The following is an 8,416-nucleotide window of genomic DNA, read 5'->3' on the forward strand; positions in this document are numbered from 1 at the left end:
CACCCGGTGGCCCAGACGGGTCCACTCGCGGGCGAGGTAGTAGGGCCGGTATTCCATGCCCAGCGCGGGCGTGCCGGCGTAGTGGTTCAGGTAGAGGAGATTCATGCGGCAGCGCCGGAGTTCACGTTACATCAGTTCGGCCAGCCGCCCGAGCAGCCCTTCCACCGCAGGCGCGAACTGGCCATGCAGCCGCACCCATTCATGGTTGTCGCGGCCGATCTGCACCGCCTGCGGCAGCAGCGGCGCGAGCTGCTGGGGCAGGTTCATCAGCTCGATCGGGGCGTCTGTCAGGATCAGCCCGTTCAGACCCGAGCGCACCAGCTCGTGGTTGGCCGGCAGGTCCGACAGCAGCGGGATGCAGCCGTAGGCCATCGCCTCCAGCACCGACACCGCCACCGAGTCGCTCGACGGCAGGCTCAGGTACCACTGCGCGCGTTCATAGCAGCGGGCCTGTGTCTCGGCATCGAGCCTGCCCACGAACTCGATGTGCCTGGCCAGGCCGAGTTCGCTCACGCGGGCTTCGAGCGCGGCGCGCAGCGAGCCATCGTTGGCGATGGTCAGCCGTGCCTCCGGGTAGGCCGAGACGATGGAGGCGAATGCGGTGATCACCCGGTCGGGCCGGTAGATCGGCTCCAGGCCGCGGTTGGCGAAGAAGCTCCACGGCGTCTTGTGCGGCGGGCGGGGCGGCATCTTCTCCAGCCCGAAGGGGAACACGCGCACCTCGCCGGCGCCGAGCTTGCGCATCTGCGCGGCCATGTGCTCGGAGTCGCTGGTGGTCAGCGTGCAGGCCTTGAGGATCTGCGACGTCACCCAGCGGTAGTGCGGCCCGCGCAGCGGTGTCACGAGGATGTCGCTGCCCCAGGCCGAGCCGACGATCTGGCCGCGCAGCTTCCAGCCTTTCTTGGCGCCCATGGCGAGCGTGCCGTGCGAGGTCAGGTAATGCGGATGCAGCCAGTCGGCGTCCACCTCCTGCAGCCAGCGGCCGAGTTCGGGCAGGCGCTTGAGCAGGCCGACGTTGCCACCCGAGTGGTCCATCGACTCACCGAGCGCCAGGCGTCCGCGTGGCGGCACGAGGTCGTCGAAGCCCGGCAGGAAGCCGCGGCTGGACGCCACCCACAGGTCCACCTGCGGCGCCAGCGCGCGAGCCCATTTCAGCAGGTGCGGGCTTTCACCGTCACCGATGAGGACATGGCGCCAGCGGCCGTAGGCGGGCGGATCGGTGGCGGGCGGCAGATCGACGAGAGGACGGTACGGTCGGATCATGGGCGTCGGCAGTCGCGGTCGTCGGACCTGGGCATGGCGGCCCAGGCAGCGTGGTTCACCCTGAATTCTGGATATTGTCGAAGCAGTGTCGCATCCCCGTCGCGGCTGTCACCGACCACCTGCGCCGGTGCGCCATCGAGAACCGCGAAATCCGGAAATGTCCCCCGCACCCGGGCCCCCGCGCAGACGATGGTGCCGCGCCCGAGCTGCGTGTTCGCCTCGATGACGCTGTGCGGGCCGATGAAGCTGTAGGCGCCGATGTGCACCGGGCCGCCGATCCAGCCAGGGCGCTCGCCGGGGCCTGGCCATGTGGCGAAGGCGCGGCCGAGCAGGCGCTGGCTGCGGTGCGAGCTGTGGGTGACGATGGCGCAGTGGCTGGTGATCTGCACGCCTTCGTCGATCGCCAGGCCGCCGCTGGCGTCGAGCAGGTTGAAGTGGCCGATGTAGACATGGTCACCGAGCACGAGGTGGTCCTCGGACTCGATGCAGGTGGAAGGCGAGATGCGCGTGTGCGGCAACAGGCGGCCCTGCGAGCGCTCGCCGAACAGCACGCGGAACACCAGTCCGCGCACCAGGTGCCGTCGCCAGCGGTTCAGCACCGCGCGCAGTTTCAGCATCTCCACCTGCTCCTTGTTCAGTCCGGCACTGGCCAGGTCGCCAGCCGCCAGACATACCAGCCGAAGTACACGGCCATCGCTGCCGACACACCCCAGCCCGCACCAGCCAGTCCGCCCAGTTGCAAGCCCAGGGCCAGCGCGCCGACAAACGCTGCCTGCCCCCACAGCGCCAGCCGCAGCGCCCAGGCCTGGGCGCCCCAGGCCATCGTCACCACGGCCAGCGGTGCGGCCACGAAGTGTGCCCCGATGTAGGGCGCCAGCGTCCGGGAGAGTTCCCCGGCCGTGCGCCACTCGGCCCCGAACAGCCGCTCGAACGCCCATGGCCCGAGCGCCCACAGCACGGCCACCAGCGCCAGTCCCGCTGCGCCCAGCACGGCCATGACCCGGCGTACCGCCGCGCGCGCGGCCCGCGTCGGCCCCGGACCCTTGGCAGCAAGCTGCGGGTAGAGCGCCTGCGACACCGCGCTGCCGACCAGTGTGGCCGGCGCCTTCAGGTAGCGCAGCGCCAGCCCCCAGAAGCCGGCTGCTGCGGGGCCGAGGGTGGCTGCGATCAGCGCCAGCGAGGCGGTGTCCTGCAGCGCGCCGAGGAAGGCGTGCGGCGTGTTGAGCAGGGGAAATTCCTTGTAGCGCCGGGCGATGTCGCGCAGCGGCGTCGCGTCGGTTGCGGGCGTCATGGCCGTGCCGCGCAGCAGCAGCGTCGCCAGCGTCTGCGCCGCGATCGGCGCGATCACCAGCCCGGCCACCCCGCCGTGCAGCCACCCGGCCAGCGTCTGCGCCAGCGCCGCGCCGCCGTACTGCAGCACCCGCGCCACCGCCAGCGATTGAAAGCGCTCGGCCCGCGTCGCCCGCATCGTCGCCAGCGACAGCGCTCCGCCGACGGCCACCGCCGGACCGAGCCAGAGCGCCCAGCGCAACCCGCTCCACCACGCCCAGCCCAGCCCGCCCAGGCTCGCCAGTCCCGCCACCAGCCCGAGGATGCGCAGGCACAGCCGCCGCAGCGCCACCGCCTCGCTGTCGCCCCGCGCCAGCGGCAGCGCGAACTCGTAGCGCCCGCAGGCGACCACCGCGAGGTTGGTCGCCACCGCCGCGAACAGGTGGAAGGCACCGAACTCGTCCGGCGTGTACAGCCGCGTCAGCAGCGGCCCGAGCAGCAGCGGCAGTGCTTGCGCCAGCGCGCCGCCGGCCAGCAGCGTCAGCGTGGCGCGCAGCAACTCAGGCGCCCGTGCCTGCGGACAGACCGGCCAGCGCATCTGCCAGCGCGGCGACCACGCGGTCCTGGTCGGCCTCGGACAGGTCTGGGCTCATCGGCAGGCTCATCACGCGGGCGGCGGCGGCCACGCTGTGCGGGCAGCAGTCGGGGCAGCAGAACGCGGCGTAGGCGGCCTGGTGGTGCAGCGGCTTCGGGTAATGCACGGCGGTCGGGATGCCTGCGGCCTGCAGCGCAGCCTGCACCTTTGCCCGCTCCGGCACGAACACGGTGTACTGGCCCCAGACGCTGTCGCGGTCCGGCCGCATGGTGAGCAGGCCGAAGCCGGGGTGGCGCCCGGCCAGCGGCGCAAGCAACTGGTGATACCGCGCCCCGAGTTCGCGGCGGCGTTGCAGCTCCCAGTCGAAGCGCGACAGCTTGGTCAGCACGACCGCGCACTGGATCGTGTCCATCCGACCGCCGAGGCCGACGCGGGTGTGCGTGTAGCGCGCGCTCTGGCCGTGGACGCGGATCTCGCGGGCGGCCTGCGCCAGCGTGTCGTCGTCGGTGAACAGCGCGCCGCCGTCGCCGTAGCAGCCCAGCGGCTTGCTCGGGAAGAAGCTGGTGCAGCCGATGGTGGACAGGTGCCCGCTGTGGCCGCCGCGGTAGGTGGCACCGAAGCTCTGCGCGGCGTCCTCGATCACCGGCAGGTGGTGGCGGGCGGCGAGGGCGTTGATCTCGGCCATGTCGGCGACCTGGCCGTACAGGCTGACCGGCATGATGGCCCGTGTCTTGGGCGTGATCGCGGTTTCGATCAGGGCGGGGTCGATGTTGCAGGTGTCGGGCTCGATGTCCACGAACACCGGCTTGGCGCCGAGCAGCGCGATGACCTCGGCGGTGGCCGCGAAGGTGAACGGCGTCGTGATGACCTCGTCGCCAGGTTTCAGGTCGAGGGCCATCAGCGCGATCAGCAGCGCCTCGGTGCCGCTGGAGACGGTGACGCAGTGCCTTGCGCCGACCCGCTCGGCCAGCGCGATTTCGAGCTGCTTGACCTCGGGGCCCATGATGTACTGGCCGTGGTCGAGCACGCGGTGGATCGCGGCGTCGATGTCGGTCTTGAGGGTGGCGTATTGGGCCTGGAGGTCGATGAAGTGCATGGGGGTATTCATTCCAGTCGGGTGACGACATCGCCGCTGAGCCGATACCGCTCGCCCGTCGCCGGACACGTCGCCTCGCCCTCGCCGCGCACTGCCAGTCCGAGCCGCTCGCCGTTGCGGCTCATCCAGCCGATCCGCCGCGCCGGCACGCCGACCATCAGCGCATAGTCCGGCACGTCGCGGTTGATGACGCTGCCCGCGCCGACGAAGGCGTATTGCCCGACCGTCGTGCCGCAGACGATGGTGCAGTTCGCGCCCAGCGTCGCGCCGCGTTTCACCCGCGTGCGCAAGTACTCGTTCTTGCGCGAGACCGCCGCCCGCGGGTTGTAGACGTTCGTGAACACCACGCTCGGCCCGCAGAACACGTCGTCCTCCAGCGTCACCGCGTCGTAGACCGACACGTTGTTCTGGATCTTCACGCCCGCGCCGATCACCACGTCGTTGGCGACGAAGACGTTCTGCCCGAGCGAGCAGCCGTCGCCGATGCGGGCGCCGGCGCAGACGTGGCTGAAGTGCCAGACCTTGGTGTCGGCGCCGAGCTGGGCGCCGTCGTCGATGAGGGCGGTGTCGTGGTGCCAGGCGGGGGAGGTCATGTCGATTCCTTGCGTAGGTTCAGAACACCAGCGGCAGCCCGACCCGCACCCCGTCGCGTGCGCTCCGGTAGCCCGCGATCAGCACTTCGAGCGAGCGCAGCCCGCTGTAGCCATCGACCTCCGCGTGCGCCTCGCCGCGCAGCGTGTCGATGACGTTGGCGTAGTAGAGCGGATGCCCGAAGCCGTAGACGGAGGTGGTCGCGTAGCTCGCGGCCTTGATCTGCGCGTCTTCCGGCGTCGGCGTGTCGAACTCCCAGTGCTGGATGTCGTTCACCGCCACGCCGCCGATGCGCACCGTGCCGCGCTCGCCGAGCACGGTGATCGAGCCTTCGAGGTTCTTCGGGTACGTCAGCATCGTCACGTTGATGCTGGCCAGCCCGCCGGCGCGCAGGCGCAGGCTCATCACGCCCGAGTCCTCGGCCTCGATGTCGCGGCCCTGCGTCGCGGTGTAGGCGTGCACGTTGTCGACCGGCCCGACCAGCCAGTCCACCATGTCCACGTAGTGGCTGGCCTGGTTCATGAATGCGCCGCCGTCCATGTCCCAGCGGCCACGCCACGGCGCCTCGTCGTAGTAGCTCTGCGGGCGGGTCCAGAACACGTTGACCGTGACCATGTGGATGCGGCCGAAGCGCTTGTCGTCGATCGCCTTCTTCAGCAGCTGCATCGTGGCGTTGAGGCGGTTCTGCTTGACGACGAACAGCTTCACGCCCGCGTCCCGGCACTCGCGCACCATCGCCATGCCCTCGTCCCACTTCGTCGCCATCGGCTTCTCGCTGAGCACATGGCGGCCGGCGCAGGCGACGCGGATGGCTTGCTGCGAGTGCAGGCCGCTGGGGGTGGTCAGCACCACGATGTCGGCGTCGCTCTCGGCCAGCAGCGTGTCGAGCGAGGTGAACGCACGGGCGCCGGTTTTCGCGGCGGCAGCCTGCGCGCGCCCGGGCACCGTGTCGCAGACGGCGACGAGTTCGGCGCGCTCGGCGTGCTGCTGCAGCGAGGCGAAGTGGTTCTGGGCGATGCGTCCGCAGCCCACCAGGGCGAAGCGGATCTTGCGGTCGGTGATCGGGTGGGCAACAGTCATGGAACCAATTTTAGAGGCGCCCCCGCGCGCAGCCTAAAATTGCAGCAAATTCAACAAGTTGAAGTCGAGTCCGCCGATGAGCCACGCCCCCGTCCCCACGCCCCCTGTCGATGACAACCAGCAGATCGCCGAACGCCGCGAGAAACTCGCCGCGATCCGCACCCAGGGCATCGCCTTCCCGAACGACTTCAAGCCGCGTGACCACGCCGCCGACCTGCACCGCGCCGCCGACGGCCTGGACAACGAGGCGCTCGAGGCCACGCCGATCCCCGCCTGCATCGGCGGCCGGATGATGCTCAAGCGCGTGATGGGCAAGGCGTGTTTCGCGACGCTGCAGGACGGCTCGCCCGCCGGCCAGGGCCGCATCCAGCTCTACATCACGCTCGACAACGTCGGCGCCGAGAAGCTGGCCGCCTTCAAGCACTGGGATCTGGGCGACATCCTCGGTGCCGAGGGCACGTTGTTCCGCACCAAGGCGGGCGAGCTGTCGATCAAGGTGACGAACCTGCGCCTGCTGACCAAGGCGCTGCGCCCGCTGCCGGACAAGCACCACGGCATGGCCGACCAGGAGCAGAAGTACCGCCAGCGTTACGTCGATCTGATCACCGACGAGGTGGCGCGCACCCGTTTCCGCGCCCGCAGCAACGCGGTGTCCAGCATCCGCCAGTTCATGATCGAACACGACTTCCTCGAAGTCGAGACGCCGATGCTGCACCCCATCCCCGGCGGCGCCAACGCCCGCCCGTTCACGACCCACCACAACGCGCTCGACCAGGAGATGTTCCTGCGCATCGCCCCGGAGCTGTACCTGAAGCGGCTGGTGGTGGGCGGCTTCGAGCGGGTGTTCGAGATCAACCGCAACTTCCGCAACGAAGGCATCTCGGTTCGGCACAACCCCGAATTCACGATGATGGAGTTCTACGCGGCCTACTGGAACCACCACGACCTGATGGACTTCACCGAGCAGGTGCTGCGCCACGCGGCCGTGTCGGCGACGGGTTCTGCGCGCTTGAGCTACGCCGGCAAGCCGGTGCATCTGGACGAGCCGTTCGCCCGCCTGTCGGTGCGCGATTCGCTGGTGGCCCATGCCGGTCTGACCGAAGCCGAGGCCGATGATGCCGACGCGGTGCATGCCAAGCTGAAGTCGCTGGGCGAAGAGCCGCCGAAGCACTGGAAGCTGGCGCAACTGCAGTTCGGCCTGTTCGAGGCGGCGGTGGAGGACAAGCTCTGGCAGCCGACCTTCATCATCGACTACCCGGTGGAAGTCTCGCCTCTGGCCCGCGCGTCGGACGCCAACCCGGCGATCACCGAGCGCTTCGAGCTGTTCATCACCGGCCGCGAGTTCGGCAACGGCTTCAGCGAGCTGAACGACGCCGAGGACCAGGCGGCGCGGTTCCAGTCGCAGGTGGCCAACAAGGAAGCCGGCGACGACGAGGCGATGTTCTTCGACGCCGACTTCATCCGCGCGCTGGAGTACGGCATGCCCCCGACCGGCGGCTGCGGCATCGGGATCGACCGGCTGATGATGCTGATCACCGACTCGCCGAGCATCCGCGACGTGATCCTGTTCCCGGCGCTGCGCCGCGAAAGCTGATCGCGCCATGCGGGTCGGTGTCATCGGCATCGGCAACATGGGCCTTGGCATCGCGCTGAGGCTGCTGGAGCGCGGCCACACGGTGGCCGTGCGCGACTTGCGGCCGGATCTGGAGCGGATCGCGGCCGGTTCGGGTGCCCGCGTGCTGCCGACACCACGCTCGATGGCGGCGGCGGCGGATCTGGTCATCGTGGTGGTGGTCAGCGCGGCGCAGATCGACGAGGTGCTGGGCGGCCCGGATGGCCTGCTGGCAGCCACACCGACCGATGTGATGGTCTGCAGCACGGTTGCTCCGGAAGATACCGCCCGGTTCGCCGACGCGGTGGCCGCCCATGGCGGCACGCTGCTGGACGCGCCGATCTCCGGCGGGCCGGTCAAGGCCCGGGCCGGCACGATGAGCCTGATGCTCGCGGCGCCCGAAGCGACCCGCCTGCGCCATGCACGGGTGCTGGCCGACATGGCGGCCCAGGTCTTCCCGATCAGCGAACGGGCAGGTGACGCAGCCCGCGTGAAGCTGCTGAACAACCTGCTGGCGGGGGTGAACCTGGTCGCCGGTGCTGCGGCGCTGGCCGCTGGCGAGCGCATGGGGCTGGATCCGACCGCGCTGCAGCAGGTGATTGCGGCCAGCTCCGGCCAATCCTGGATCACCGACGACCGCCTGCCCCGCGCGCTGGCTGGTGACTACGCCCCGCGCGCCCATGCCCACATCCTGACCAAGGACCTGACGCTGGCGCTGCAGATGCTCCAGGCCGTGGGCGAGACCTCACCGTTCGGCGAGGCAGCGCTGGCGGTGTTTCGCGCTGCGTGTGACGCCGGCTGGTCCGATTGGGACGATGGGGTGGTGCTGGAGGCGGCGCGGCGCCGGCCGTGAACGTGAACAGGAGCCGCCATGTGCTCCTGCGTCCGGGCAGGGCCGAAGCCGGTCTGC

The 8,416-nt window shown here is 70.1% G+C and carries 8 protein-coding genes; 2 read left to right on the forward strand and 6 right to left on the reverse strand.

Annotated elements, in window-relative coordinates; genetic code table 11:
- Positions 1–126 precede the first annotated feature (126 nt).
- The 6 genes from AB3X43_RS10240 to AB3X43_RS10265 are packed head-to-tail and all read right to left on the reverse strand — an operon-like array spanning position 127 to position 5,894.
- Positions 127–1,263, reverse strand: a complete 1,137-nt coding sequence (locus AB3X43_RS10240) for a glycosyltransferase (RefSeq protein ID WP_369429746.1) — start codon at positions 1,261–1,263, stop codon at positions 127–129.
- Positions 1,260–1,871 (reverse strand): acyltransferase, encoded by a 612-nt coding sequence (locus AB3X43_RS10245; protein WP_369429753.1) that lies wholly within the window; start codon positions 1,869–1,871, stop codon positions 1,260–1,262. The genes AB3X43_RS10240 and AB3X43_RS10245 overlap by 4 nt, the downstream gene beginning before the upstream one ends.
- A gap of 26 nt (positions 1,872–1,897) precedes the next feature.
- On the reverse strand, positions 1,898–3,130 hold the full coding sequence (locus AB3X43_RS10250) for a lipopolysaccharide biosynthesis protein (protein ID WP_369429747.1): 1,233 nt from the start codon (positions 3,128–3,130) through the stop codon (positions 1,898–1,900).
- Complete coding sequence (locus tag AB3X43_RS10255) at positions 3,093–4,223, reverse strand: DegT/DnrJ/EryC1/StrS family aminotransferase (protein WP_369429748.1); 1,131 nt, start codon at positions 4,221–4,223, stop codon at positions 3,093–3,095. The genes AB3X43_RS10250 and AB3X43_RS10255 overlap by 38 nt, the downstream gene beginning before the upstream one ends.
- Positions 4,224–4,231: 8 nt before the next feature.
- Positions 4,232–4,816 (reverse strand): acyltransferase, encoded by a 585-nt coding sequence (locus AB3X43_RS10260; RefSeq protein ID WP_369429749.1) that lies wholly within the window; start codon positions 4,814–4,816, stop codon positions 4,232–4,234.
- A 19-nt stretch (positions 4,817–4,835) separates the two neighbouring features.
- Entirely contained in the window at positions 4,836–5,894 is a 1,059-nt protein-coding gene (locus tag AB3X43_RS10265) for a Gfo/Idh/MocA family protein (protein ID WP_369429750.1), read from the reverse strand.
- Between the two features lie 76 nt (positions 5,895–5,970).
- On the opposite strand from AB3X43_RS10265, the gene lysS reads away from it, so the two are divergent.
- Entirely contained in the window at positions 5,971–7,488 is a 1,518-nt protein-coding gene (gene lysS / locus AB3X43_RS10270; protein WP_369429751.1) for a lysine--tRNA ligase, read from the forward strand.
- Positions 7,489–7,495: 7 nt separating this feature from the next.
- On the forward strand, positions 7,496–8,359 hold the full coding sequence (locus AB3X43_RS10275; protein WP_369429752.1) for an NAD(P)-dependent oxidoreductase: 864 nt from the start codon (positions 7,496–7,498) through the stop codon (positions 8,357–8,359).
- Positions 8,360–8,416: the final 57 nt, after the last annotated feature.

The organism is Sphaerotilus sp., assembly GCF_041083715.1.
Classification (GTDB): domain Bacteria; phylum Pseudomonadota; class Gammaproteobacteria; order Burkholderiales; family Burkholderiaceae_C; genus Sphaerotilus.

Excerpts from the sequence above, each read along its gene's own strand:
- AB3X43_RS10255 (WP_369429748.1), bottom strand. The coding sequence starts at position 4,223 with ATGCACTTCATCGACCTCCAGGCCCAATACGCCACCCTCAAGACCGAC.
- AB3X43_RS10250 (WP_369429747.1), bottom strand. The coding sequence starts at position 3,130 with ATGCGCTGGCCGGTCTGTCCGCAGGCACGGGCGCCTGAGTTGCTGCGC.
- AB3X43_RS10275 (WP_369429752.1), top strand. The coding sequence starts at position 7,496 with ATGCGGGTCGGTGTCATCGGCATCGGCAACATGGGCCTTGGCATCGCG.
- AB3X43_RS10260 (WP_369429749.1), bottom strand. The coding sequence starts at position 4,816 with ATGACCTCCCCCGCCTGGCACCACGACACCGCCCTCATCGACGACGGC.
- AB3X43_RS10240 (WP_369429746.1), bottom strand. The coding sequence starts at position 1,263 with ATGATCCGACCGTACCGTCCTCTCGTCGATCTGCCGCCCGCCACCGAT.
- AB3X43_RS10265 (WP_369429750.1), bottom strand. The coding sequence starts at position 5,894 with ATGACTGTTGCCCACCCGATCACCGACCGCAAGATCCGCTTCGCCCTG.
- lysS (WP_369429751.1), top strand. The coding sequence starts at position 5,971 with ATGAGCCACGCCCCCGTCCCCACGCCCCCTGTCGATGACAACCAGCAG.